Below are 23,625 nucleotides of genomic sequence, written 5' to 3'. Positions count from 1 at the left end.
AGGGCGTCACGGGGTGGCGGGCGTGTTCTTCTCCTTGGGCCGTTCGGCCGGCCGCCGGTTCACCAGCACCATGCCGACCGCCTGCACCAGGCCGCCGGTCAGCAGGAGGAAGGGTGTGGCCTCCTGCCAGGGCGGCAGGCCGTCCACGAAGTCGCCGGCGTCGCGGAGCCCGGCGAGCAGGCGAACCGGATCGATGAAGGCGATCAAGAAGCCCAAGGCGTACGGCAGGATCAGGAAGCCCGACAGGACGAGCAGGAACGTACGCCCCCGGCCGGGCCGCCGCAGGAGCACCCCGATGGCCACGTACGCGAGCGCCACCACGCTCACCAGCAGCGCGGTCCACCAGACCAGCTGCCAAGCCTCCGCCCCGAGCGATGTCAGCCCGTCCGCGCCGACCCGGCCGCCCTCCCATTCGGGCCCGTTGACCTGCGCCTTCGCCCCCTCCTGGATGGCCAGGCGATTGACGCCGGCGTACGCGGCCGCCAGGATCGGCCCCAGTGCCAGCAGGACGAGACCGACTCGGGCCATCCGCACTCCTCTCCGCTCGCGGGCTTCGAGGATTCAGCTTGCCATCCCGGGCCGGTCGGCACGCACCCGGGAAGCGGCCTTCTCGTCGATCGACCGCAGCCCGGCCAGGGTGAGCTCGGCCGCGCGGCGAGCGGTCTCCCAGATCTGCTCGATCGACCGGTCGTGCTCCAGATTCGCCACCACGGCCAGCTTGACCGAGCCGAACAGCGCGCCCACCGCCGTCGCCGCCTCGACCAGGTCGATCTCCTCGGGGAAGGCGTCGTGCAACGCGTGTGCCAGCTTGATCTGGGAGTCGAACAGCAGCAGCAGCGCCCGCGCCTGCAGGGCCGGCTCGGTCATGACGAGCCGCGTGCGCAGCTCCGTCTCCTCGAACGTCAGCGCTCCGTCCTGGGCGGCCCAGTCGAAGCTCGCGTCGATGAGCCTGACCAGCAGCGCGGAGGGCGGCTCGCCGGGCCTCCTGGTGGCCAGCAGCGCCAGGGCCTTCTCCAGCCGCTCCTGGCCGTCGTAGAAGACCAGGTCCTCCTTGCTCGTGAAGTAGCTGAAGAACGTCCGCGTCGACACGTCGGCCTCGGCCGCGATCTCCGCGAGCGTGGTCTCGGCATAGCCCTTCTCCTCGAACAGCCGGAGCGCCGCCTCGATCAGCGCCCGGCGCGTGCGCTGTTTCTTGCGCTCCCGCAGTCCTGCCATGCGCGAACTATACTGCACAGCCTAAGGTTTTACATGCATTGAAAATTTGCATCAATTGAGGTTTTCTGGAGGCATGGACCCGGAAAGGAGCCACGGCATGACCGATCTGACTCTTCCCATCGCCCGGCAGCGCCCGCTGGACCCGCCCGACGAGATCATCGAGCTGGGGCGGCAAGGGTCGATGCACCGCATGACGTACGCCGACGGCCACCTGGGCTGGCTGGTCACCGGCTATGCGGCGGCCCGCGCCGTCCTGGCGGACCCGCGCTTCAGCAACCGGCCGGACGACATGCATCCGCCGATCGCCTCGAGAGCGGACCTCCTGAAGAAGGGGGAATTCCGGGTGCCGCCGGGGTTCTTCCTGCGCACCGACCCGCCCGAGCACACGCGCTACCGCAAGCTGCTCACCGGGCAGTTCACCGTGCGCAGGATGAAGATGCTCGAGCCGAGGATCGCGGAGATCACCGACGCATGCCTGGACGTCATGGAGGCCGCGGGCGGGCCCGTGGACCTGGTGCAGGCGTTCGCGCTGCCGATCCCGTCGCTGGTCATCTGCGAGCTGCTCGGGGTCCCGTACGAGGACCGCGCGCGCTTCCAGGAGGACGCCAGGGTCCTGGTCAACCTCGAGACCAAGGCCGATGACGCCGTGGCGGCGCTGGGCCGCACCATGGCGTACCTGCACGAGCTGATCCAGCGCAAGCGCAAGGAGCCGCACGACGACCTGCTCAGCGGCCTCATCGAGGGCGGCGAGCTCAACGACGAGGAGCTCACGGGAGTCGGGTTCCTGCTGCTGATCGCGGGGCACGAGACGACCGCCAACATGCTGGGGCTCGGGACGTACGCGCTGCTGACGAACCCCGGCCAGCTCGCGGCCCTGCGGGACGACCCCGCGGTGGTCGACAACGGCGTCGAGGAGTTGCTGCGCTACCTCACGATCATCCACCTCGGCCCGTTCCGGGTCGCCCTGGAGGACGTCGAGATCGAGGGCAACCTGATCAAGGCGGGCGAGATGGTCGGCGTGCACCTGCCCGCCGTCAACCGTGACCCGTCGCGCTTCCCCGAGGGCGACACGCTCGACGTCACCCGTCCGGCGACCGGTCACATGACCTTCGGCCACGGCATCCACCAGTGCCTCGGACAGCAGCTCGCCCGCATCGAAATGCGCATCGCCTACCCTGCGCTGCTGCGGCGCTTCCCTGGCCTACGCTTGGCCGTAACACCCGAGGAGGTGCCGATGCGCTCGGACATGAGCATCTATGGAGTGCACAGCCTCCCAGTCACTTGGTAGGTCACCATGGAAATCAAGGCAGACACGACGGTGTGCATCGGGGCGGGCATGTGCGCGCTGACGGTGCCGCAGGTGTTCGATCAGAGTGAGGACGAGGGCACGGTGGTGCTTTTGCTGCAGGGTGAGGTGCCGGAGGAGCTGGAGGACTCCGTCCGCCGTGCCGTGACCCTGTGCCCCTCGGGGGCCATCTCCGCCTCCTGACCGTCACCTTCGGCCGTCTGAACCACCCGCCGTCGCCGCAACCCGACCCTGCGGCGACGGCCTTTGCGTCCTGGGCCCCGGCTCCGCTGCGACCATGGTCCGCGCGGCCCACCGGCTCCGCTGCGGCGTCCGCCCGCTCCCGCACGGCTCCGGGCCCGGTCGCGCTCATTCGCCCGTGACCGCGGCGCCTGGGGCCCGGCACGGTGGGTGGTGGCCGTGAAACGGAATGAAACAGCCCGAAGGGGGTTCCTTCAGCAAGGAGCTCCGGCAATATGGAGCCTCCGAGGGTGTGTCGGTCGTTTCCGATCAAGGTCATCGAACCTATGTTCGTGGAACCGATTGACAGAGAGCGTGATCGAAATTATGTTCGACCTGTGACGGTGAGGCTCGCGGCTCAACGTCACAAGGACCTGGTCGCGGGCCGTTCGCTTTCCCAAGCGACACTCGCGGCCAGGCTCCGAGGGCGAAGGGCACGTCCTCGTCGTCGGCGGAGACGAGCGGGCGTGTCCTGGCCGGACGGGGAGAGGGGAAGCTCCTCGTCCGGCCGGCCCGGCGGAAATGTCGGTGGCGTCTGCAAGTGTTGGCTTCACCGGCGGAGACGCCGGCGGCCGCCCACGACTCCAAGGAGGCGCGCAAGATGGCACCACGGCCTAGAGACACGCCCGGGCCCCGGCTGTCGCCTGCGGTTCGGGCACATTTGACCGATTCACGTTCCTGTCTGGCGGAGGCGACCACCGCTCGCACCCCGGCATCCCGATATGTGGCCGCCCACCTGGCAGCCCTTCGAGCGGCGGCGGCGATCCTGGCCGCCCGTTCCCGTCCCACGGAGGGCCGCAGGCGCAGGCTGCGCAGCGCATGGGAGCTGTTGCCCGAGGCCGAGCCCCATCTGGCCGAGTGGGCCACCTACTTCGCCGCGAGCGCCGCCAAGCGCGCCGCGGCCGAGGCGGGCATGGTCAACAGGGTCAGCGCGGCCGACGCCGACGAGATCCTGGCCGAGGCGGAGACCTTCGTCTCCACGGTGGAGGAGCTCCTCGGCCTCCCGGGCCAGCCCCAGCTGCCGCTCAACGTCCCACTGGCCGGCTGACCACGCACAAACGGCCGACCCCGGCGGCGAGGTGGGGCCGACCGACGACGCCGACCCGGACCGGGACCGGCCGGCGAGGGATGCTGACCGGCGAGGAAGGCCGGTCGGTGACGAACAGGCTGTCGGCCCTGCGGTGACCGCTCGGGCCACCGGGTGCGCACTGACCGCCGCGTGGTGCACGAAACCGCGGCGGCTCTTGGACGTGCGCGCCACACGGCCAGCCCGGCGTGACATGCTGCATGGCCAACCCGGGCAGTACACGTCGCATAGCGTGCCGGACGTGGCGCACTGCCCGCCGGACGTGCTGCGCTGCCCGCCGGCGTAAAGCGTTGCCCGCCGGATGTGGCGCGCTGCCGACCGTTCGTAACGCGCTGCCCGCCGGTCTAACGCGCTGCCCGCTGGAGGTGCCGCGCCGCTCCCTGCACGGTCCTGTACGGCTCTTCGGCTTGGTCTGCCCGGGGGCGCGTGGGCCGGGGCCCCTGGGCGCCCAGAGGCGGGCGTTAGGCGCGCGGAAGGGCTCCCCGGACATGGTGAAGGCGTCCCGGGCGCGCGGGAGGGCTCCCAGACATGGCGAAGGAGCCCGCAGGCGCGTGCGGGCTCCTTGCGATCAAAAGGCCGGGGTCAGAAGGACTCGACGGCCCGGCGGGCCTCGGCGTCCAGAACGCCCCAGCTGATGAGCTCCTCGGTCAGCTCACTCGGCGACTTGTCGTAGATCACGGCCAGGGAGCGCAGGTCCTCCTGGCGGATCGACAGGACCTTGCCGTTGTAGTCGCCACGCTGGCTCTGGATCGTGGCGGCATACCGGGCCAGGGCTCCCGCCTTCTCCTTCGGCAGCGTCGCGAGCCTCTCCAGGTCGATCACAAGCTTGGGCGTCGGGCCGAGCGGGCTGGGCGCGGCGCCGCCCGGCAGCAGCTCGGACACGGGGACCCCGTAGAAGTCGGCAAGCTCGGCAAGCTTCTGCACCGTGACCGCTCGGTCGCCACGCTCATAGGAGCCCACGACCACGGCTTTCCAGCGGCCACGCGACTTCTCCTCGACTCCATGCAGGGACAGGCCCTGCTGGGTGCGGATGGCGCGAAGTCGTGCACCCAGCGACTTTGCGTACTCAGACGGCATCGTGTCGGCCCCCCGGCTCTCGTGTTATCGCTCTCAGTAGATTGTGCTCCCTCGTGGCATATGACCGGGCCACCGGGGGGTCTGGTGCCAGGCTCGGCACCATCGGTAGCCGTGGCCCTGGGTTTACCCCAGAACGCCACGAGGTGTGGTTACGCACCGTGACGGTAAAGGGGTGGACGCCTAAGGTCAAGCTGATTGGAAAAAAGATGCCGAATCCGGTCCGGTAGGGAACGGCACAAACGCCCCACTTGTCCCAGACGTAACACTACTTCGTCACAGTTTGCCGATTTTAGCCCGACCGTCAGGGTCTGCGGGTGAGAATCATGACAGGGCATGTCGAGGCGCGAACAATTTTGAGCGAAGTGTCCCCGAGAAAGACCCGTCTGAGTGGCCCGGTGTCGCTCGAAGCGCATATGATCATCTCGCCGAGGAGCCACGAGGTCGCGCCGAGCGCCTGGGCGACATCGCGGCCCTCCAGCACCTCGACCTCCGCGCGCACCCGCCGCGACTCGCCCCGCGCCGCCGAGCGCAGGTCGGCGGCGGCCTGCTCGCGCAGGCGGGCGAGCATCTCCTCCTCGGCCTTGGCCCGCCGGCCGCTGCTGACCACCAGCGTGACCAGCCGCAGGGGGACGTCGAGCGCCACGGCGGCCCGGGCGGCGTCCTTGACGGCGGCGTCGCAGCCGGGGCCGCGCCGGTAGGCGAGGGTGAGGCGGTCGAGGGCGGCCGGCGGCCGGTCGCCGTAGCCACGCGGGGCGAGCAGGACCGGGACGGAGGAGGAGTGCAGGAGCTGGTCTGCGGTGCTGCCGACCGCGATGCGGCCCCGGGCGCCGCGCGGTCCCGAGCCGATCACGACGACGTCGGCGGCACGCCGGCGCGCCAGCTCCACCAGCCCCCGCCCGCTGTGCCTGCTGGTGTGGACGACGTACTCGGCGTCCTCGCCCGCCAGCTCGCGGGCCTGGGCGATGGTCGCGGCGGCCTGCTCGGCGAGGTAGGCGCGCCACGCCCGCTCCTCGGCCCTGGCGGGCCCGGGCGGCGACCAGGCGGGCGGCCGCACGGTCGCCACCGTCAGGCTCGCGTGGGCCTGCCGCCGCAGCAGCAGGGCCAGCGCCAGCCCGTCCCGGCCGCGCGAGCCGGGGGCGTAGCCGGCCAGCAGGTTGTCGAGTTTCATCCGCCCACCTCGGCATTCAGCCGGGAATGGCCGTAGCCGTACAGTAAGTAGCAGACAAGGCCCGCGAGCATCCACAGCGCGAACGCCAGCCAGGTGACCCCGGCCAGTCCCGCCATCACCAGGACGCAGAACACCGCGCCCAGCACCGGCGTGGCGGGGAAGAGCGGCACGCGGAAGCTGCGCGGCAGGTCCGGGCGGCGGTAGCGCAGGACGAGCACGCCGACGTTCACGAGGGCGAAGGCGAACAGCGTGCCGATGCTCGTCGCCTCGGCCAGCTGACCCAGCGGCACCAGCCCGGCCAGCACCGAGATGAACAGGGCGACGATGAGCGTGTTGGCGACGGGGACCTGACGGCGCGGGTCGACCCGCTGGAAGACACGCGGGATGAGCCCGTCGCGCGACATCGCGAACAGGATGCGGGTCTGCCCGTAGATGACGGTAAGGACCACGCTGGCGATGGCGATGACCGCGCCGAACGACACGATCAGCCCGGGCCACGTCGCGCCGGCGGCCAGGTCGGCGATGTACGACAGGCTCGCCTCGGTGCTCAGGGGGTCGAACTCCGTCCACGGCATCGCGCCCACGGCGGCCACCGCCACCAGCACGTAGACGCCGGTCACGATGGCCAGCGACAGGATGATCGCCAGGGGCAGGTCGCGCCTGGGGTTCCTGGCCTCCTCGCCGGCGGTGGAGGCCGCGTCGAAGCCGATGTAGGAGAAGAACACCTGCGAGGCCGCCGCCGTGATCCCGGCCACCCCCATGGGCGCTAACGGCGCCAGGTTGCCCGACCGGAAGGCGGTGAACGCCACCGCGCAGAAGAACAGCAGCACCGCGACCTTGATCAGTACGAACACGGCGTTGGCCGTGGCGCTCTCGGAGGCCCCGTACAGCAGCAGCCAGGTGGCCAGCAGCACGATGACGATCGCGGTGACGTTGACCACGCCGCCGTCCTGACCGGGGGAGCGGGTGATCGCGGCCGGGAGCGTGACGCCGAACAGCGACCGCAGGAACGCGTTGAGGTATTCGCCCCAGCCCACGGCCACGGCGGCCACGGACACGGCGTACTCCAGCATGAGGCACCAGCCGCAGACCCAGGCCACCAGCTCGCCCAGCGTCGCGTACGTGTAGGAGTACGACGAGCCGGACACCGGGATCGTCCCGGCCAGCTCCGCGTACGACAGGGCCGAGAACAGCGCCGTGATCGCCGCCAGCACGAACGACAGCACCACCGCCGGGCCCGCCTTGGGCACCGCCTGCCCGAGGATGACGAAGATGCCGGTGCCGAGCGTGGCGCCCACGCTGAAGAGCGTCAGCTGCCACAGCGACATCGTGCGCCGCAGCTCGCCGCCCTCGCCGTGCCCGCCCTCGGCCACGAGCCGCTCGGTGGGCTTGGTGCGCATGAGCCGCTGGGCCAGTGCCATCTGACACCCCCTACAGCGTGCTCGTCAGCGGCCACCTGCCGTTGGGTGTCACGATCGTTCCCGCTGAGCCGTCAAGTATGCGCTCGGCCTCGTCGAGCTTCCCGATGGCGGCCATGTCGCCGGTCGTCTCCACGAACCGGCAGGCCGCCTCCACCTTCGGCCCCATCGACCCGGCCGGGAACTCCAGGGCCCGCAGCTCGTGCGGCGTCGTGTGGGCGATCTCCTCCTGCTGCGGGGTGCCGTACCCGCGCAGCACGCGCGGTACGTCGGTCAGGCTCAGGAACGCGTCGCACTCCAGCGCCTCGGCCAGCACCGACGCGGTCAGGTCCTTGTCCACGACCGCCTCGACCCCGGTCAGCCGGCCGCGCTCGTCGCGCACCACCGGGATGCCGCCGCCGCCCGCGCAGATCACGACCACGCCCTCGCGGACCAGCTTGTGGATCAGGCGGGTCTCCACGATGCGGCGCGGGGCGGGGGAGGGGACGACGCGCCGCCAGTACGTGCCGTCCTGCTTGACCGTCCAGCCGTACTCGGCGGCCAGCTTCTCCGCCTCGTCCCGCTCGTAGACCTGGCCGACGAACTTCGTCGGGTTCTCGAAGGCCGGGTCCACGGCCGTCACCAGCGTCTGCGTGACCACGGCGAGGACCTGCCTGCCCGGCAGGGCGTTCTGCAGCGCCTGCTGCATCCAGTAGCCGATCATGCCCTGCGTCTGCGCGCCGAGCGTGTCGAACGGGTAGGGCCTGGTCAGGCTCGGGTCGCTGGCGCTCTCCAGCGCCAGCAGGCCCACCTGGGGGCCGTTCCCGTGGGTGATGACCAGCTCGTGCTCGCCCGCCAGCCGGGCGAGCGTCTTGACGGCCGCGCGGACGTTGGCGATCTGCACGTCGGCGTCGGCCGGCTGCCCGCGCCTGAGTACGGCGTTGCCGCCCAGTGCCACGATGACGCGCATCCTTCAGATCCCGTCCCTTTCCAGGGGGCAGCTCATGCAGCGCGGGCCGCCGCGGCCCCGGCCGAGCTCGCTGCCCCTGATCGTGATCACCTCGATGCCGTTGTCGCGCAGGTGGTTGTTCGTGGTGGTGTTGCGCTCGTACGCGACCACCACGCCCGGCTCCAGCGCCAGCCCGTTGCACCCGTCGTCCCACTGCTCCCGCGCGGCGGCGCGCACGTCCTGCGTGGGCGTGAGGACCGTGATGTCGGCCATGTCGAGCGCGTGGGCGATGGCCTTGTGCATGTCCTGCGGAGGGTGGTCGGTGAACCTCAGCTCCTTGTGGGTGCCGCCGGGCTCGATGGTGTACGCGGGCAGCATGCCGAGGCCCGCGTACTTGGTGAACACCCCCACGTCCAGCATCGTCATCACGGTGTCGAGGTGCATGAACGCCCGCGCCTTCGGCATGTCCAGCGCCACGATGCGGCGCGCGGACCCGGCCTGGAACAGCCGCTGGGCGAACATCTCGACCGCCTGCGGCTGCGTGCGCTCGCTGATCCCGATCAGCACCGCGCCGCGCCCGATGACGAGCACGTCTCCGCCCTCCATGGTCGCCGGCGCCACCTGGTGGCCCGGCATCCAGCAGTGGTAGCCGCCCTGGCCGGGCCGGTTGAACCCGTTCGCGAAGGTCGGGTGGTACATGTAGACGGCCTCCATGTTGACCGTCTCCCGCATGCGGGCCTTCTTTCGCATCGCGTTGATCGACACGCCGTCGTACACCCAGCAGGACGTGTCGCGGGTGAACAGGTGGTTGGGCAGCGGCGGCAGGATGAAGTCGTCGTCGCCCAGTGTGTGGAAGGTCACCGACTGCGGGTCGCAGCCCAGCTCGATCAGCTCCCGCTTGGTGATGCCGCCGGTCAGGTAGACCTGCAGCGTCGCCGCGTCCATGGCGTCGAGCGTGTTGCGGATGTCGTCGATCGCCACCGGGCCCAGCCAGCGCTCGTCGATCACCGCGTCGAGGATGTGCTTGCGGGCCTCGGGGATCTCGACCGTCTCCTTGAGCAGGACGTCCAGCAGGTGGACCGTGATGCCGCGGTCACGCAGCACCTTCTGGAACTCCTCGTGCTCCTCCATCGCGCGCTGCACCCACAGGACGTCGTCGAACAGGAACTCGTCCTTGTTGGCCGGAGTGAGCCGTTTGAGCGCCAGATCCGGCTTGTGCAGGAGGACCTGGCGCAGCCGCCCGACCTCCGAATCGACGTGGAATGTCATCTTTCCGGTATCCCCCTGCGATGGCCGGATGTCACGCGTCCGGCGCGCCGACACCACGGGAGGGCACGCGCGTTGTTCCTGGTAGCCCCTGGTACTGTGTGTCCCGACCAACACCCTTTTAAGACCCGTCCCGTGAGGCGGGAAAGGCGGTGAGTTTCGGCATGTCCGATTCCAGGGCCGTTCTGGAGGCCCCGGACGTCCACCGGGCGCTGACGCGGATCGCGCACGAGATCCTCGAGCGCACCAAGGGCGCAGGCGACGTCGTCCTCCTCGGCATCCCCACCCGCGGCGCGACCCTCGCCCGCAGGCTCGGCGACCGCATCGAGCAGTTCGAAGGCGTCAAGATCCCCGTCGGCTCGATCGACATCACGATGTACCGCGACGACCTGCGGCTCAGGCCGGCCCGTCCGCTCGGCCGCACCGAGCTTCCGCCCGACGGCATCGACGGCAAGATCGTCGTCCTCGTCGACGACGTCCTCTACTCCGGCCGCACGGTGCGGGCCGCGCTCGACGCGCTCAACGACCTCGGCCGCCCCACCGCCGTCCAGCTCGCCACCCTGGTCGACCGCGGCCACCGCGAGCTGCCCATCCGCGCCGACTACGTCGGCAAGAACCTCCCCACGGCCAAGAGCGAGAAGGTCAAGGTCTACGTGCAGGAGATCGACGGCCGCGACGCCGTGCTGCTCATGAAGGGGGACGCCAGGTGAATCGGCATCTGATCTCCGCCGGCGACCTCACCAAAGAGGACGCGCTCCTCATCCTCGACACCGCCGAGGAGCTGGCGAGAGTCACGGAACGCTCCATCAAGAAACTGCCGACGCTGCGCGGCCGCACCGTGGTCAACCTGTTCTTCGAGGACTCCACGCGGACCCGCATCTCGTTCGAGGCGGCGGCCAAGCGGCTGTCCGCCGACGTGATCAACTTCTCGGCCAAGGGGTCGAGCGTGTCCAAGGGCGAGTCGCTCAAGGACACCGCGCTCACCCTCGAGGCCATGGGCGCCGACGCGGTCGTCATCCGCCACAGCGCCTCCGGCGCGCCGCACCGCCTGGCCACCTGGGTGCGCGGCAGCGTCGTCAACGCCGGCGACGGCACCCACGAGCACCCGACGCAGGCCCTGCTCGACGCCTTCTCCATGCGCCGCCGCCTGGGTGGCCTCGAGGGGCGGAAGGTCACGATCGTCGGCGACGTGCTCCACAGCCGGGTCGCCCGCTCCAACGTGCTACTGCTGCACACGCTCGGCGCCGAGGTCACGCTCGTCGCCCCGCCGACGCTGGTGCCGGTCTCCGTGGGGAGCTGGCCGTGCGAGGTGTCGTACGACCTCGACGCGGTGCTGCCCAAGTCCGACGCGGTGATGATGCTGCGGGTGCAGAAGGAGCGGATGAACGCCGCGTACTTCCCCTCGGAGCGTGAATACTCGCGGCGGTACGGGCTCGACCGCGACCGGTTCGCGAAGATGCCGGACGAGGCGATCGTCATGCACCCCGGGCCGATGAACCGGGGGATGGAGATCGCGGCCGAGGTGGCCGACTCGGCGCGGTCCACGATCGTGGAGCAGGTCGCCAATGGCGTGACCATCCGCATGGCCGTCCTGTACCTGCTGCTCGGGGGAGAGACCGCGTGATCATCAAAAACGTCAGGATTCTGGGCGGGGAGCTCGTCGACCTCCGGGTATCGGACGGGGTGATCGCCGCGATCACTCCCGCCGACCCCCAGGCGGGCGCGGTCAGGGGTGACCGTCCTTTTGGAGAGGAAGGGGACGGGGGCCGTCCGGCCTTCGGCGGCCCGGCCGCCGCAGGGCGCACGAACGGCGTGGCCGGCGGCGTCGTCGGTGACGCCGCTGGTGAGCGGGACGATCTCGTGGTCGAGGGCGGCGGGGCGATCGCGCTGCCGGGGCTCGTCGACCTGCACACGCATCTGCGGGAGCCGGGCCGTGAGGACGCCGAGACCGTGCAGACCGGGACGCAGTCCGCGGCCCGCGGCGGCTACACCGCCGTGCATGCCATGGCCAACACCTCGCCCGTCGCCGACACCGCCGGAGTCGTGGAGCAGGTGTGGCGGCTCGGGCGCGAGTTCGGGCACTGCGACGTGCACCCGGTCGGGGCCGTCACCGTCGGCCTGGGCGGCAAGCACCTGGCCGAGCTGGGCGCGATGGCCGACTCGGCGGCCCGCGTGCGCGTCTTCTCCGACGACGGCAAGTGCGTGGACGACGCGGTGCTGATGCGCCGCGCCCTGGAGTACGTCAAGGCGTTCGACGGCGTCGTCGCCCAGCACGCCCAGGAGCCCCGGCTGACCGAGGGCGCCCAGATGAACGAGGGCGTCGTCTCCGGCAGGCTGGGCCTGACCGGCTGGCCGGCGGTCGCCGAAGAGGCGATCATCGCCCGCGACTGCCTGCTGGCCGCCCACGTCGGCTCCCGCCTGCACGTCTGCCACGTCTCCACGGCCGGCTCGGTCGAGATCATCCGCTGGGCCAAGTCCAAGGGCTGGAACGTCACCGCCGAGGTCACCCCGCACCACCTGCTCCTCACCGACGACCTGGTGGAGGAGTCGCCGGTGGGCGCGTACAACCCGATCTACAAGGTCAACCCCCCGCTGCGCACCCGCGCCGACGTCGAGGCGCTGCGGGCCGCACTGGCCGACGGCACGATCGACGTCGTCGCCACCGACCACGCGCCCCACCCGGTGGAGGACAAGGAGAGCGAGTGGTCGGCCGCGGCCATGGGCATGGTGGGCCTGGAGACCGCGCTCAGCGTGGTCCAGGAGGCCATGGTCGAGACGGGGCTGCTCGACTGGGCGGGCGTCGCCCAGCGCATGTCCGTCGTGCCCGCGCGTATCGGCCGTCTGGCCGGGCAGGGGCAGCCGCTGGAGGTGGGTGCTCCGGCCAACATCACGCTCTACGACCCGTCCGTGCGCACCGAGGTGGACCCCTCCGCCTTCGCGTCGAAGAGCAGGAACACCCCCTACGAAGGCATGACGCTGCCCGGCAGGGTCGTGGCCACGTTCCTGCGCGGCAGGCCGACCGTACTCGAAGGGAAGCTGGTATGAACACAGCGGTGCTCGTCCTGGAGGACGGCCGAGTCTTTCACGGATCCTCTTACGGCGCCGAAGGCGAGACCTTCGGCGAAATGGTCTTCAACACCGGCATGACCGGCTACCAGGAGACCCTCACCGACCCCTCCTACCACCGGCAGATCGTCGCCATGACGGCGCCGCACATCGGCAACACCGGCGTCAACGACGAGGACCCGGAGTCGCGGCGCGTCTGGGTGGCCGGCTACGTCGTGCGCGAGCCCTCCAGGATCGTCTCCAACTGGCGGGCCAACCGCTCGCTGGACGACTACCTCAAGGAGCAGGGCGTCGTCGGCATCGCCATCACCGGCACCCGCGCGCTCACCCGCCACCTGCGCGAACGCGGCGCCATGCGCGCCGGCATCTTCAGCGCCCCCGACCGGCCCGTCGAGGAGCTGGTGGAGCGCGTGCGGCAGTCGCCGCGCATGGAAGGCGCCGCCCTGGCGCCGGAGGTGGCCACGACCGAGCCGTACGTGGTCCCGGCCATCGGGGAGAAGAAGTTCACGGTCGCGGCCGTGGACCTCGGCATCAAGGGCATGACGCCGCACCGGATGGCCGAGCGCGGCTGCGAGGTGCACGTGCTGCCCGCGGACGCCACGTTCGAGCAGATCATGGCGGTGAAGCCGGACGGGGTGTTCCTCTCCAACGGGCCTGGCGACCCCGCCACGGTGGACGTCTCCGCGCTGCAGAAGGTCCTGGAGACCCGGGTGCCGTTCTTCGGCATCTGCTTCGGCAACCAGATCTTCGGCCGGGCCCTGGGGCTGTCCACGTACAAGCTGCGCTACGGCCACCGCGGCGTCAACCAACCGGTCCAGGACGTACGGACCGGGAAGGTGGAGATCTCGGCCCACAACCACGGGTTCGCGGTGGACGCGCCGCTCGACGGGCCGTTCGACACCCCCTACGGTCCTGCCGAGGTCAGCCACGTCAACCTCAACGACCGCTGCGTCGAGGGCCTGCGGCTGCTCGACGGGCGCGCCTTCAGCGTCCAATACCACCCCGAGGCCGCCGCCGGGCCGCACGACGCGGCCTATCTTTTCGACGAGTTCTGTGAGGTCATGAGCCGTGCCCAAGCGTGAGGACATCAGGTCGATCATGGTGATCGGCTCGGGGCCGATCGTGATCGGCCAGGCGTGCGAGTTCGACTACTCGGGCACGCAGGCGTGCCGGGTGCTCAGGGCCGAGGGATTCCGCGTCATCCTGGTCAACAGCAACCCGGCGACGATCATGACGGACCCGGAGTTCGCCGACGCCACCTACGTCGAGCCGATCACCCCCGAGTACGTCGAGAAGATCATCGCCAAGGAGCGCCCCGACGCGCTGCTGCCCACCCTGGGCGGTCAGACCGCGCTCAACACGGCGGTCGCGCTGCACGAGTCGGGCGTGCTCGACAAGTACGAGGTCGAGCTCATCGGCGCCGACTTCGACGCCATCCAGGCGGGGGAGAACCGCGAGCGGTTCAAGGAGATCGTCGCCAAGGTGGCCCGCGAGCACGGGCTCAACGCCGAATCGGCCAGGTCGCTCATCTGCCACTCGATGGACGAGGTCCTGGCCGCCGCCGGCGAGCTGGGCTACCCGCTGGTGGTGCGGCCCTCGTTCACGATGGGCGGCGCCGGGTCCGGGTTCGCCTACGACGAGTCCGACCTGCGGCGCATCGCCGGGGCCGGGCTCGACGCCTCGCCGACCACCGAGGTGCTCCTGGAGGAGTCGATCCTCGGGTGGAAGGAGTACGAGCTCGAGGTCATGCGCGACAAGAACGACAACGTCGTCATCGTGTGCTCCATCGAGAACATCGACCCGATGGGCGTCCACACCGGCGACAGCGTCACGGTCGCGCCGGCGCTGACCCTGACCGACCGCGAATACCAGAACATGCGCGACGTCGCGATCGCGGTCATCCGCGAGGTCGGCGTCGACACCGGCGGCTGCAACATCCAGTTCGCGGTCGACCCGCGCACCGGGCGCATGATCGTCATCGAGATGAACCCGCGCGTGTCCCGGTCGTCCGCGCTGGCCTCCAAGGCCACCGGCTTCCCGATCGCGAAGATCGCGGCCAAGCTGGCCATCGGCTACACGCTCGACGAGATCCCCAACGACATCACCAAGGAGACCCCGGCCTCCTTCGAGCCGACGCTCGACTACATCGTCGTCAAGGTGCCGCGCTTCGCGTTCGAGAAGTTCCGTGGCGCCGACCAGACGCTCACCACGCACATGAAGTCCGTGGGCGAGGCCATGGCCATCGGCCGCTCCTTCCCCGAGGCGCTGCAGAAGGCGCTGCGGTCGCTGGAGAAGAAGGACTCCTCCTTCACCTGGGCCGGCGAGCCCGGCGACAAGGCGGAGCTGCTGGAGCGGTGCCGGACCCCGCACGACGGGCGGCTGCGCACGATGCAGCAGGCCATCCGCGCCGGCGCCACGCCCGAGGAGCTCTTCGAGGCGACGAACGTCGACCCGTGGTTCGTCGACCAGCTCTTCCTCCTCGACGAGGAGGCGCGGGCCGTCGCCGAGGCGCCGGAGCTGACCGCCGAGGTGCTCCAGCGGGCCAAGCACCACGGGTTCAGCGACCTGCAGATCGGCGAGATCCGGGGCATCGACGAGGCGCGGGTGCGCGACCTGCGGCACGCGCTCGGGCTGCGGCCGGTCTACAACATGGTCGACACCTGCGCCGCCGAGTTCGCCGCCAAGACCCCGTACCTCTACTCCACCTACGACGAGGAGACCGAGGTCCCCCACGGCGAGCGGGAGAAGGTCATCATCCTCGGCTCCGGGCCCAACCGCATCGGGCAGGGCATCGAGTTCGACTACGCGTGCGTGCACGCCTCGTTCGAGCTGTCGCGGGCGGGGTTCGAGACCGTCATGGTCAACTGCAACCCCGAGACCGTCTCCACCGACTACGACACCTCCGACCGGCTCTACTTCGAGCCGCTCACGCTGGAGGACGTTCTGGAGGTGGTGCACGCCGAGCAGCAGACCGGGCCGGTCGCGGGCGTGATCGTGCAGCTCGGCGGCCAGACGCCGCTGGGCCTGGCGCAGGCGCTGAAGGACGCCGGCGTGCCCGTCGTGGGCACCCCGCCGGAGTCCATCCACCTGGCCGAGGAGCGCGGCGCGTTCGGGCGGGTGCTGGCCGAGGCGGGCCTGCCCGCGCCCAAGCACGGCACCGCGCTGACCGTGGCGGAGGCGCAGGAGATCGCCGAGGAGATCGGCTACCCGGTGCTGGTGCGGCCGTCGTACGTGCTCGGCGGGGCCGGCATGGCCATCGTGTACGACGACGAGACGCTCACCACCTACATGGCGCGCCAGGAGGGCGGCCACCCGGTGCTGATCGACAAGTTCCTCGACGAGGCCATCGAGATCGACGTCGACGCCCTCTACGACGGCTCCGAGCTGTATCTCGGAGGCGTCATGGAGCACATCGAGGAGGCCGGCATCCACTCCGGCGACTCGGCGTGCGCGCTGCCGCCCATCACGCTCGGCAGCCACGACATCAAGCGCATCCGCGCCGCCACCGAGGCCATCGCTCAGGGAGTGGGCGTGCAGGGGCTGCTCAACGTCCAGTACGCCATGTCGGCCGGCGTCCTGTACGTCCTGGAGGCCAACCCGCGGGCCTCCCGTACGGTGCCGTTCGTGTCCAAGGCCACCGCGGTGCCGCTCGCCAAGGCGGCGGCCCGCGTCATGCTCGGCGCGACCATCGCCTCGCTGCGCGAGGAGGGCATGCTGCCGGCCACCGGGGACGGCGGCACGCTGCCTCTCGACGCCTCCATCGCGGTCAAGGAGGCGGTGCTGCCCTTCAACCGCTTCCGGGGCGTGGACACCGTCCTGGGGCCGGAGATGCGCTCCACGGGCGAGGTCATGGGCATCGACGAGTTCTTCGGGATCGCGTACGCCAAGTCGCAGGCGGCCGCCTACGGCGAGCTCCCCACCAAGGGACGCGCGTTCGTATCCGTGGCCAACAGGGACAAGCGTGCGATGATCTTCCCTGTGAAGGCGCTCGCGGACCTCGGCTTCGAGATCCTGGCTACGGAGGGCACCGCCGAGGTGCTGCGCCGTAACGGCGTCCATGCCAAGATCGTGCGAAAGCACAGCGAGGGACCGGGACCCGGAGGTGAGCCCACGAGCGTGCAGGCCATTCTCGACGGCGAGGTCGACCTGATCGTCAACACGCCCTTCGGCAGCCCTGGGCAGTCGGGGCCGCGGCTCGACGGCTACGACATCCGCACCGCCGCCGTGCTGCGCGGCATCCCGTGCATCACCACGGTGGCGGGACTCGCCGCGGCCGCCGCGGGCATCCAGGCGATCGTACGCGGCGACGTCGGCGTACGGTCTCTCCAGGAGCACGCGCAGGCACTCCGGGGCTGAAACCCGCACGGGAGGTGAAGACGACTGGCCGGCACTCCGGTGCAGGTGACGGGCACGGTGCTGACGACGCGCCGGGTCGACGCCTACCATGCGCTGACGGTGGTGGCGCCCGGCATCGCCGAGCGCTTCCGCCCCGGTCACTTCGTCTCCGTGGCCGTCGGAGGGGCGTACACGTCGATGGTGACGCGGCGCGCGTTCTCCATCCACGACGTCAAGTCCGACTACGGCGGCACGGTCGAGCTCGTCTTCACCGCCGGCGGGCGGGGCACGGCCTGGCTGGCCGAGCGGCGCGCCCGCGACACGCTCGACCTGGTGGGGCCGCTCGGGCGGCCCTTTCCGCTGCCGCGCGACCCCGTCCACTGTGTGCTGGTCGGCTCGGAGTACGGCTCTGCCGTGCTGTTCCCGCTGGCCGACGCGCTGCTGGCGCGGGGCTGCCGGGTCGACTTCGTGCTCGGCGGGGCCGGGGCCGAGCGGGTCTTCGGCGCGATGCGGGCCCGCCGCATCGCCGAGACCACCACGCTGACCACCGAGGACGGCTCGCTGGGGCTGCGCGGCAAGGTCACCGACGCGCTGCCCTCGGTGATCGCCGACACCCGGGCCGACGCCGTCTACGCCTGCGGGCCCATGGAGACGCTGCGGGCCGTGACGGCGGTCGCGATGGAGTTCGACATCCCGGTGCAGGTGGCGGTCGAGGAGCAGATGGCCTGCGGCATCGGGGTGTGCATGACGTGCGTGATCCCCGTGATCGGGGATGACGGGGCGACCAGGATGGTCCGCGCGTGCGCTGAAGGGCCGGTGTTCCGGGGGGAGCGGGTGCGCTTCGAGGACGTGGGGACGATCCCGTTCGACGCGCTCGGCGCCCCCGGAGGCGGTGCACGACATGTCAGTTGATATGCGGACATTTCTGGCGCACGTGGAGCTGGTCAACCCGATCACCACGGCCGCCGGGTGCGCCTCATCCGGGCGGGAGCTGGCCCAGTTCTTCGACCTGCACCGGCTCGGCGCCCTCACCACCCGCTCCATCACCATGGCGCCGCGCGCCGGCCGGCCCACGCCGCGCATGGCCGAGACACCCTCGGGCATGCTCAACGCCGTGGGGCTGCAGGGGCCGGGCATCGAGGCGTTCCTGGAGCGCGAGCTGCCCTGGCTGGCCCAGCGGGGCATCAAGACCATCGTCTCCATCGGGGGCGGCACCGTCGCCGAATACTCCGAGCTGGCCCGCAGGCTCGCCGACGCGCCCGGGGTGACCGCGCTGGAGGTCAACCTCTCCTGCCCCAACATGGAGGACCGCGGGCGCGTCTTCGCCCGCGAGGGCAGCGCGGCCGCTGAGGTGATCGCCTCCGTGCGGTCCATCATGCGGTACGACGTGCCCGTCATCGCCAAGCTGGCGCCCGACGTGGCCGACATCGTGGCGGTCGCGCGGGCCTGTGTGGACGCCGGGGCCGACGCGCTGTCCATGATCAACAACCCGCTGGGCATGGCCATCGACACCGAGACGCTGCGGCCCTCGCTGGCCGCCGTCACCGGCGGGCTGTCCGGGCCCGCGATCCTGCCGCTGGCCGTACGGTGCGTGTGGCAGGTCCACGCCGCGCTGCCCGGGGTGCCGCTGATCGGCATGGGCGGCGTGATGACCGGGCGGGACGCTTTCCAACTGGTCCTGGCGGGCGCCTGCGTGGTCGGGGTGGGCACCGCGCTGTTCCACGATCCCTACGCCTGCCTGCGCATCGAACGCGAGCTTGAAGACCTGCTGAGAGCCCGCGGCCTCCAACGCCTCGCCGACGCGGTGGGCCTGGCGCACCGGCCGCCGGGGAGCGCCCGGAGGCACCTTCTGGTCGACACCGAGGAGAGCACGACTTGACGCCCGCACCCATCGCCGTCGCCCTCGACGCCCCGGACCTGGAGACCGCCGCCCACTGGGCGGCGCTGGTGACCCCCCACGTCAGCACGGTCAAGGTGGGCCTGGAGCTCTACCTCCGCTACGGCCCCGACGTGATCGCCTCCGTGCGGGGCGCCAGTGGCGTGCAGGTGTTCCTGGACCTCAAGCTGCACGACATCCCCAACACCGTCGCCGGCGCCGCCCGCGCCGTCGCCCGGCTGCGGCCCGCGATCCTCACCGTGCACGCGGCCGGCGGCCCCGCCATGATCCGGGCCGCCGTGGAGTCGGCGCCGCACACCAAGATCGCCGCCGTGACCATCCTGACCTCGCTCACCGAAGCCGACCTCGACCGCATCGGGCTCGCCGGGCCCGCCGACGACGCGGTGCGCCGCCTGGCCGCCCTGTCGGTGGAGGCGGGCGCCACGGCGCTGGTGTGCTCGCCGAACGAGGTGTCGGCGGTGCGGGGCGAGGTGGGGAAGGGCATCACGCTCATCACGCCCGGCGTGCGCCCCACGGGGGCGGACACGCAGGACCAGGCACGCGTGGCGACGCCGGAGCGGGCGCTCGCGGACGGTGCCGACCTGCTCGTCATCGGCCGCCCCATCACCGGCTCCCCGGACCCGGGCGCCGCGGCCGCCGCCATCGCCGCCTCCCTCCGCCGGGCCTCATAACACCCACCGCCGGGCGTCATGACACCCACGGCCGGGCCTCACAACACCCGCCGCCCACCCGGCGTACCCGACGGGTTCCCAGCGTCGGGCCGGCGCGTCGCGCAGTGGAGGCGAGTCTCGGCGCGCAAGCTCCCGCCGCGGCCGGGCGCCGAGGGGCCGCGAAGTCACTCACGGTGACGAGCGCCCGCCGGAATCCACGCCGGGGCGAGTCGGCGATCCGGCGCGTGGGCGCGTCCGCGTACAAGATCATACCGCCCGCGCGCGCAAGATCGAAATGCATTCCGCCCCGAGTTTCGGCCCAGGTAAGAGATGGGTTTCGGACATGAGGGGATGGCGGGAACGCGATCATCGTTGCGTTTCGCGACATCGTCGCGTGCCGACGCGAGAACCGGGAAGTGAGGGCGATTTGATCAGCACTGTGTAATTTTATGATTACGGTGGGCGATGAAGTGGATTTTGTGACGAGAGAAACCGCGCTTGGCGTTGCTTAGGGGGCGATGACCAGCTAGTTTCCCTTGCCGTCCGAGTACATCGACAGAAATTCGAGGTGACCCGGCGTGGCTCTTCCTCCCCTGACCCCTGAGCAGCGCGCCGCAGCCCTGGAGAAGGCTGCCAAGGCCCGTAAAGAGCGTGCCGAGGTCAAGAACCGGCTCAAGCATGGCGCGGTTTCTCTGGCTGAGGTGCTCAAGGATGGGCAGACCGACGACGTCATCGGCAAGATGAAGGTCTCGGCTTTGTTGGAATCGCTCCCCGGAGTGGGCAAGGTCCGCGCCAAGCAGCTCATGGAGCGGCTTGCCATCGCCGAGTCCCGCCGCGTGCGGGGCCTCGGCGCGAACCAGAGGGCCTCCCTCGAGCGCGAGTTCGGCGGCAACGAGAGCTAATCTCTGTTCCAACGAAATCGCAGGTTCAACGGGGGGTAGGAAAGTGACCGACAGGTCCTGGTCCGGCGATGCAGGTGCCCACGAGGCGGTCGGACCGGGGATGGAGGTCGGATTCCTGCCCATGAGCGAACGGCGGCTGACGGTCCTTTCAGGGCCGTCCGGCGTCGGTAAGTCCACGGTCGTCGCCGAGCTCCGACGGGCACACCCCGAGGTGTGGCTGTCGGTCTCGGTGACCACCCGGAGGCCCCGGCCCGGCGAGGTCAACGGGGTCCACTACTTCTTCGTCGACGGCGAGGAGTTCGACCGGCTGGTGGAGTCGGGCGAGCTGCTCGAGTGGGCGGAGTTCGCGGGCAACCGCTACGGCACACCGCGCGAGCCCGTGCTGAAGAAGCTCGCCGAGGGCGTGCCCACCCTGCTCGAGATCGACCTCGAGGGCGCCAGGCAGGTGCGCAGGACCATGCCCGAGGCGCTGCTGGTGTTCCTGGCCCCGCCCACCTGGGAGGAGCTGGAGAAGCGGCTGCGCGGCCGCGGCACCGAGCCCGAGGACGTCATCGCGCGCCGCCTGGAGGCCGGGCGGATCGAGATGGACGCCGAGTCGGAGTTCGACCTGACGCTGGTGAACACGAGCGTCCAGGATGTGTGCCGCCGGCTGATAGCCTTGATGACTGACCCTCAGGGGGTCACGACAACCACCAACCGAGAGGTCTGACAATCGTGGCAGGCACCACCGCGGCCGCGGAGGGCATCACCAACCCGCCGATCGACGCGCTGCTCGACATCGTCGACAGCAAATACTCCTTGGTGATCATGGGCGCCAAGCGCGCTCGCCAGATCAACGCCTACTACTCCCAGCTCGGCGAGGGCCTGCTGGAATACGTCGGCCCGCTGGTCGAGACGCACGCCCAGGAGAAGCCGCTGTCCATCGCGCTGCGCGAGGTCTCCGAGGGCCTGCTCAACGCCGAGCCCATCGAAGGCGCGGTCTGACCCCTTCGATGAAGGTCGTCCTGGGCGTCAGTGGCGGCATCGCCGCGTACAAGGCGTGCGAGCTGCTGCGCCTGTTCACCGAGTCCGGGCACGAGGTGCGGGTCGTCCCGACCCGCGAGGCCCTCAAGTTCGTGGGCGCGCCCACCTGGGCCGCCCTGTCGGGCAACCGCGTGTCGGCGGAGGTGTGGGACGACGTTCACGAGGTTCCCCACGTGCGGATCGGCAAGCAGGCCGATCTCGTCGTGGTGGCGCCGGCGACCGCCGACGTGCTCGCCAGGGCGGCGCACGGGCTGGCCGGCGACCTGCTGACCAACACGCTGCTGACCGCGACGTGCCCGGTCGTGTTCGCGCCCGCGATGCACACCGAGATGTGGCAGCACCCCGCCACCCGCGCCAACGTGGCGACGCTGCGCCAGCGCGGCGCCGTCGTGATCGACCCGGCCGTCGGGCGGCTCACCGGCGCCGACACCGGTCCCGGGCGCCTGCCCGACCCCGAGGAGATCTTCCAGGTCTGCCTGCGCGTGCTGCGCGGCCGGCCGCGCGACCTGGCCGGGCGCAAGGTCGTGGTGTCCGCCGGCGGCACCCGCGAGGCCATCGACCCGGTCCGCTACATCGGCAACCGGTCCTCCGGCCTGCAGGGCTACGCGCTGGCCCGCACCGCGGTCGCCCGGGGTGCCCAGGTGACGCTCGTGGCCGCCAACGTCACGCTGCCCGACCCCGCCGGGGCCACGGTGGTGCGGGTGGAGTCCGCGGCCCAGCTGCGCGAGGCGGTGCTCGCCGCCTCGGACGGGGCCGACGTGGTCGTCATGGCCGCCGCCGTCGCCGACTTCCGGCCCGCGACGCGGCACGAGGCGAAGATCAAGAAAACGGACGGCGAGCCCGAGCCCATCCACCTGACCAAGAACCCCGACATCCTGGCCGAGCTGGGCGAGAGGCGGCGCCGGTCGAGGGAGGCCGCCGGAGAGGCGGTCGGCCCGAGCGCCGGCGGAGTCCCGCGAACGGGCGGCGACGTGTACGCTGGCCTCGAACCGGACGGCGGCGCCTCCGCGCCCGGAGCCGGTGGCGAGGCGGCGGCGCTGGCCGCCTCGGCACCAGGAGCCGGCGGCGAGGCGGCGACGCTCGCCGCCTCAGCGCCCGGTGCCGCGGACGTCGCGTCCGCTGCCGGGGCGTCAGCGCCCAGCGCCGTGGCGCCGGGTGCTGCGGAGTCCGCATCGAACGGCGGCCTGGCCGATGGGGTCGCCGAGCGGGGATCTGCCGGCGATGGGCCGCGTGAAGCCGATCGTGGCGAGCGCGAGGGCGGCGATGGCCGGGCCGGGTGGGCGTCCCCGCGGGTGATCGTCGGGTTCGCGGCCGAGACGCACGACGTGCTCGCCAACGGACAGGCCAAACTCGCGCGCAAGGGTTGCGACCTGCTGGTCGTCAACAGGGTGGGGGAGGGCCTCGCCTTCGGCACGCCGGACAACGCGGCCACAGTGCTCGTCGCGGGCGGCGACCCGGTGGAGGTGCCGTTCGGGCCCAAGGAGGACCTCGCCGACGCCGTCTGGGACCTGGTCGCCACGCGCCTCTCCTGACGTCGCGAAGGGGCGCATAAGGGACGCGGAGCCCGTACGACGCACAACCGGCAGAACGCACAAACTGTGTAAGACCGATTACCCGATCACCTGTTGCGACACCCCCGTACGCCTGCGGATACTTGGGGCAAAGGGGGATGGGATGCCGGTGGGTGCTGCTGTCAGGGATCGTTGCCGGACGTTGCTGGGTCACCAAGGAGAGATCCGTTACGTCTTCCCGGCGCTTTCCTCCGGGCCGTCGGGGACGGGTCATTTCCTGATCGTGGTCACGGACGCGTCCATAGCGGTGCTGGCCACCAGGACGCTCAGGACCGACCGGCCGGTCGCGGTGTTCGCCGAGTTCCCGCGCGACACCAGGCTCGGCCCCATCCTCCCTGGACCGGTCGTCGAGCTGGGCTCGATGACCTTCGAGTTCGATGACGAGTACGCGGCGGTGGTCTCGGCCGCCGACGCGGAGATCTTCGCGCCCGACACGCTGCCGCCCGATCCTCTCCCTCACCTGTGACGGGAGGCCGATAGGGTACGGTTTCAGCACC

General features: G+C 70.9%; 23 protein-coding genes. 16 read left to right on the top strand and 7 right to left on the bottom strand.

Annotated features, from left to right (window positions below):
- Positions 1–6 precede the first annotated feature (6 nt).
- Both ID574_RS32605 and ID574_RS32600 read right to left on the bottom strand, forming a co-directional pair.
- Entirely contained in the window at positions 7–528 is a 522-nt protein-coding gene (locus tag ID574_RS32605) for a hypothetical protein (RefSeq protein ID WP_188192828.1), read from the bottom strand.
- 33 nt (positions 529–561) lie between these two features.
- A complete protein-coding gene (locus ID574_RS32600) occupies positions 562–1,215 on the bottom strand; it encodes a TetR/AcrR family transcriptional regulator (protein ID WP_188192827.1) in 654 nt (217 codons plus the stop codon).
- A gap of 97 nt (positions 1,216–1,312) precedes the next feature.
- Between ID574_RS32600 and ID574_RS32595 the strand changes: the two genes are divergently transcribed.
- The 3 genes from ID574_RS32595 (at position 1,313) to ID574_RS32585 (ending at position 3,788) form a co-directional block, all read left to right on the top strand.
- Entirely contained in the window at positions 1,313–2,503 is a 1,191-nt protein-coding gene (locus ID574_RS32595; protein WP_188192826.1) for a cytochrome P450, read from the top strand.
- Positions 2,504–2,509: 6 nt separating this feature from the next.
- Positions 2,510–2,704, top strand: a complete 195-nt coding sequence (locus ID574_RS32590) for a ferredoxin (protein ID WP_188192825.1) — start codon at positions 2,510–2,512, stop codon at positions 2,702–2,704.
- Positions 2,705–3,401: 697 nt separating this feature from the next.
- Positions 3,402–3,788, top strand: a complete 387-nt coding sequence (locus ID574_RS32585; protein ID WP_223167294.1) for an SAV_6107 family HEPN domain-containing protein — start codon at positions 3,402–3,404, stop codon at positions 3,786–3,788.
- 621 nt (positions 3,789–4,409) lie between these two features.
- Here the strand turns inward: ID574_RS32585 and bldD are convergent.
- The 5 genes from bldD to ID574_RS32560 form a co-directional block, all read right to left on the bottom strand.
- Positions 4,410–4,904: a transcriptional regulator BldD gene (gene bldD, locus ID574_RS32580; protein ID WP_026214021.1), complete on the bottom strand. Its 495-nt coding sequence runs from the start codon at positions 4,902–4,904 to the stop codon at positions 4,410–4,412.
- 301 nt (positions 4,905–5,205) lie between these two features.
- Positions 5,206–6,072: a universal stress protein gene (locus ID574_RS32575; RefSeq protein ID WP_188192823.1), complete on the bottom strand. Its 867-nt coding sequence runs from the start codon at positions 6,070–6,072 to the stop codon at positions 5,206–5,208.
- The gene (locus ID574_RS32570) at positions 6,069–7,493 is read right to left on the bottom strand and encodes an amino acid permease (protein ID WP_188192822.1); all 1,425 of its coding nucleotides are present in this window, start codon (positions 7,491–7,493) and stop codon (positions 6,069–6,071) included. Before ID574_RS32570 ends, ID574_RS32575 begins: the two co-directional genes overlap by 4 nt.
- A gap of 10 nt (positions 7,494–7,503) precedes the next feature.
- Positions 7,504–8,439, bottom strand: coding sequence for a carbamate kinase (gene arcC / locus ID574_RS32565; RefSeq protein ID WP_188192821.1), 936 nt, complete (start codon positions 8,437–8,439; stop codon positions 7,504–7,506).
- 3 nt (positions 8,440–8,442) lie between these two features.
- Complete coding sequence (locus ID574_RS32560) at positions 8,443–9,687, bottom strand: arginine deiminase (RefSeq protein ID WP_188192820.1); 1,245 nt, start codon at positions 9,685–9,687, stop codon at positions 8,443–8,445.
- A gap of 161 nt (positions 9,688–9,848) precedes the next feature.
- On the opposite strand from ID574_RS32560, the gene pyrR reads away from it, so the two are divergent.
- The 13 genes from pyrR (at position 9,849) to ID574_RS32490 (ending at position 23,594) form a co-directional block, all read left to right on the top strand.
- On the top strand, positions 9,849–10,394 hold the full coding sequence (gene pyrR, locus ID574_RS32555) for a bifunctional pyr operon transcriptional regulator/uracil phosphoribosyltransferase PyrR (protein ID WP_188192819.1): 546 nt from the start codon (positions 9,849–9,851) through the stop codon (positions 10,392–10,394).
- Positions 10,391–11,308 (top strand): aspartate carbamoyltransferase catalytic subunit, encoded by a 918-nt coding sequence (locus ID574_RS32550; RefSeq protein WP_188192818.1) that lies wholly within the window; start codon positions 10,391–10,393, stop codon positions 11,306–11,308. The genes pyrR and ID574_RS32550 overlap by 4 nt, the downstream gene beginning before the upstream one ends.
- The gene (locus ID574_RS32545) at positions 11,305–12,729 is read left to right on the top strand and encodes a dihydroorotase (protein ID WP_442939341.1); all 1,425 of its coding nucleotides are present in this window, start codon (positions 11,305–11,307) and stop codon (positions 12,727–12,729) included. The genes ID574_RS32550 and ID574_RS32545 overlap by 4 nt, the downstream gene beginning before the upstream one ends.
- Positions 12,726–13,832 (top strand): glutamine-hydrolyzing carbamoyl-phosphate synthase small subunit, encoded by a 1,107-nt coding sequence (gene carA / locus ID574_RS32540; RefSeq protein WP_188192817.1) that lies wholly within the window; start codon positions 12,726–12,728, stop codon positions 13,830–13,832. The genes ID574_RS32545 and carA overlap by 4 nt, the downstream gene beginning before the upstream one ends.
- The gene (gene carB, locus ID574_RS32535) at positions 13,819–17,106 is read left to right on the top strand and encodes a carbamoyl-phosphate synthase large subunit (RefSeq protein WP_188192816.1); all 3,288 of its coding nucleotides are present in this window, start codon (positions 13,819–13,821) and stop codon (positions 17,104–17,106) included. The genes carA and carB overlap by 14 nt, the downstream gene beginning before the upstream one ends.
- Positions 17,107–17,130: 24 nt before the next feature.
- Complete coding sequence (locus ID574_RS32530; protein ID WP_188193122.1) at positions 17,131–17,997, top strand: dihydroorotate dehydrogenase electron transfer subunit; 867 nt, start codon at positions 17,131–17,133, stop codon at positions 17,995–17,997.
- Positions 17,987–18,964 carry a dihydroorotate dehydrogenase gene (locus ID574_RS32525; protein WP_188192815.1) on the top strand — a complete coding sequence of 326 codons (978 nt, stop codon included), beginning with the start codon at positions 17,987–17,989 and terminating at the stop codon, positions 18,962–18,964. Before ID574_RS32530 ends, ID574_RS32525 begins: the two co-directional genes overlap by 11 nt.
- Positions 18,961–19,653: an orotidine-5'-phosphate decarboxylase gene (gene pyrF / locus ID574_RS32520; protein ID WP_188192814.1), complete on the top strand. Its 693-nt coding sequence runs from the start codon at positions 18,961–18,963 to the stop codon at positions 19,651–19,653. The genes ID574_RS32525 and pyrF overlap by 4 nt, the downstream gene beginning before the upstream one ends.
- Before the next feature lie 557 nt (positions 19,654–20,210).
- Positions 20,211–20,534 (top strand): integration host factor, actinobacterial type, encoded by a 324-nt coding sequence (gene mihF, locus ID574_RS32515; protein WP_020541698.1) that lies wholly within the window; start codon positions 20,211–20,213, stop codon positions 20,532–20,534.
- A 100-nt stretch (positions 20,535–20,634) separates the two neighbouring features.
- Entirely contained in the window at positions 20,635–21,243 is a 609-nt protein-coding gene (gene gmk / locus ID574_RS32510) for a guanylate kinase (protein ID WP_188193121.1), read from the top strand.
- 5 nt (positions 21,244–21,248) lie between these two features.
- Positions 21,249–21,518, top strand: a complete 270-nt coding sequence (gene rpoZ / locus ID574_RS32505) for a DNA-directed RNA polymerase subunit omega (protein ID WP_127931975.1) — start codon at positions 21,249–21,251, stop codon at positions 21,516–21,518.
- A gap of 8 nt (positions 21,519–21,526) precedes the next feature.
- Positions 21,527–23,089, top strand: coding sequence for a bifunctional phosphopantothenoylcysteine decarboxylase/phosphopantothenate--cysteine ligase CoaBC (coaBC, locus tag ID574_RS60330; protein ID WP_223167293.1), 1,563 nt, complete (start codon positions 21,527–21,529; stop codon positions 23,087–23,089).
- A gap of 181 nt (positions 23,090–23,270) precedes the next feature.
- A complete protein-coding gene (locus tag ID574_RS32490) occupies positions 23,271–23,594 on the top strand; it encodes a hypothetical protein (RefSeq protein ID WP_223167292.1) in 324 nt (107 codons plus the stop codon).
- Positions 23,595–23,625: the final 31 nt, after the last annotated feature.

This window comes from Nonomuraea sp. SYSU D8015 (assembly GCF_008065375.1).
GTDB lineage: Bacteria > Actinomycetota > Actinomycetes > Streptosporangiales > Streptosporangiaceae > Nonomuraea.
This window is presented reverse-complemented; position numbering and strand designations above follow the sequence as displayed.

Bases quoted from the DNA above. Each gene is read 5' to 3' on its own strand.
- ID574_RS32605 (WP_188192828.1), bottom strand. From the start codon at position 528: ATGGCCCGAGTCGGTCTCGTCCTGCTGGCACTGGGGCCGATCCTGGCG.
- ID574_RS32600 (WP_188192827.1), bottom strand. From the start codon at position 1,215: ATGGCAGGACTGCGGGAGCGCAAGAAACAGCGCACGCGCCGGGCGCTG.
- ID574_RS32595 (WP_188192826.1), top strand. From the start codon at position 1,313: ATGACCGATCTGACTCTTCCCATCGCCCGGCAGCGCCCGCTGGACCCG.
- ID574_RS32590 (WP_188192825.1), top strand. From the start codon at position 2,510: ATGGAAATCAAGGCAGACACGACGGTGTGCATCGGGGCGGGCATGTGC.
- bldD (WP_026214021.1), bottom strand. From the start codon at position 4,904: ATGCCGTCTGAGTACGCAAAGTCGCTGGGTGCACGACTTCGCGCCATC.
- ID574_RS32575 (WP_188192823.1), bottom strand. From the start codon at position 6,072: ATGAAACTCGACAACCTGCTGGCCGGCTACGCCCCCGGCTCGCGCGGC.
- ID574_RS32570 (WP_188192822.1), bottom strand. From the start codon at position 7,493: ATGGCACTGGCCCAGCGGCTCATGCGCACCAAGCCCACCGAGCGGCTC.
- arcC (WP_188192821.1), bottom strand. From the start codon at position 8,439: ATGCGCGTCATCGTGGCACTGGGCGGCAACGCCGTACTCAGGCGCGGG.
- ID574_RS32560 (WP_188192820.1), bottom strand. From the start codon at position 9,687: ATGACATTCCACGTCGATTCGGAGGTCGGGCGGCTGCGCCAGGTCCTC.
- pyrR (WP_188192819.1), top strand. From the start codon at position 9,849: ATGTCCGATTCCAGGGCCGTTCTGGAGGCCCCGGACGTCCACCGGGCG.
- carA (WP_188192817.1), top strand. From the start codon at position 12,726: ATGAACACAGCGGTGCTCGTCCTGGAGGACGGCCGAGTCTTTCACGGA.
- ID574_RS32525 (WP_188192815.1), top strand. From the start codon at position 17,987: ATGTCAGTTGATATGCGGACATTTCTGGCGCACGTGGAGCTGGTCAAC.
- gmk (WP_188193121.1), top strand. From the start codon at position 20,635: ATGGAGGTCGGATTCCTGCCCATGAGCGAACGGCGGCTGACGGTCCTT.
- coaBC (WP_223167293.1), top strand. From the start codon at position 21,527: ATGAAGGTCGTCCTGGGCGTCAGTGGCGGCATCGCCGCGTACAAGGCG.